The sequence below is a fragment of the Arthrobacter sp. JCM 19049 genome, from assembly GCF_001310435.1.
Map to the genome: position 1 here is coordinate 1 of NZ_BAXF01000731.1, position 868 is coordinate 868.

1 protein-coding gene and 1 pseudogene are annotated in these 868 nt (G+C 66.0%); both read left to right on the forward strand.

Annotated features, from left to right (window positions below; genetic code table 11):
* The first annotated feature begins 222 nt into the window (after window positions 1–222).
* Entirely contained in the window at window positions 223–603 is a 381-nt protein-coding gene (locus JCM19049_RS21470; RefSeq protein ID WP_279403404.1) for a hypothetical protein, read from the forward strand.
* Window positions 531–868 (forward strand): annotated as a pseudogene (locus tag JCM19049_RS21475) (amidophosphoribosyltransferase); the annotation flags it as partial. The gene JCM19049_RS21470 and the pseudogene JCM19049_RS21475, both read left to right, overlap by 73 nt.

Genomic DNA, 868 nt, shown 5'->3' on the forward strand with positions numbered 1-868 from the left:
GGCCGCCGTTGTCTACCTGGTGCTGGACCGGGTCAGCGCCCGCCAGACGGTCCGCCGCCTGGCCGTGCCGGTGCAGCAGGACGAACCGTCCCACACCGAGACCCCGCACCGCGAACACCCCTAGAACACCGGGCAGATCCGGTGAACTGCGTAGAGCCGGGCAGCCTGTAACGAACCACCCTTTTGGCCGACCCCGACCCGGATACATGAGAGAATACTGACATGGCGCGTGGCGATGGAAAACTGAATCATGACCTCCTTTCAAGCGACAAGGGACCGCAGGACGAGTGCGGTGTCTTTGGTGTGTGGGCACCGGGCGAAGAAGTAGCGAAACTGACCTACTACGGTCTGTACTCACTGCAGCACCGTGGGCAGGAGTCCGCGGGCATCGCCACCTCCGACGGGGAACGCATCAACGTCTACAAGGACATGGGCCTGGTCTCCCAGGTCTTTGACGAGAACACCCTGAACTCCATGAGCGGGCACCTGGCCATCGGCCACTGCCGCTACTCCACCACCGGCTCCAGCCACTGGGCCAACGCCCAACCGACCCTGGGCCCGACCAAGTCCGGCACCGTGCCCTGGCCCACAACGGCAACCTGACCAACTCAGCGGACCTGGCCGAGATGGTACGCGCCAAGATCGACGCCGAGGGCGGGAAGATCACCGGCGAAATCGCCCAGGGCAACACCACCGACACCGCGCTGGTCACCTCCCTGCTGGGCGGCTCCGAGGGCCAGACCCTGGAGGAAACGGCGCTGGGGCTGCTGCCGAAGATCGAGGGCGCGTTCTGCTTCGTGTTCATGGACGAAAACACGCTCTACGCCGCCCGCGACCCGCACGGCGTGCGCCCGCTGGTGCTCGGGCG

Excerpts from the sequence above, each read along its gene's own strand:
- JCM19049_RS21470 (WP_279403404.1), top strand. The coding sequence starts at position 223 with ATGGCGCGTGGCGATGGAAAACTGAATCATGACCTCCTTTCAAGCGAC.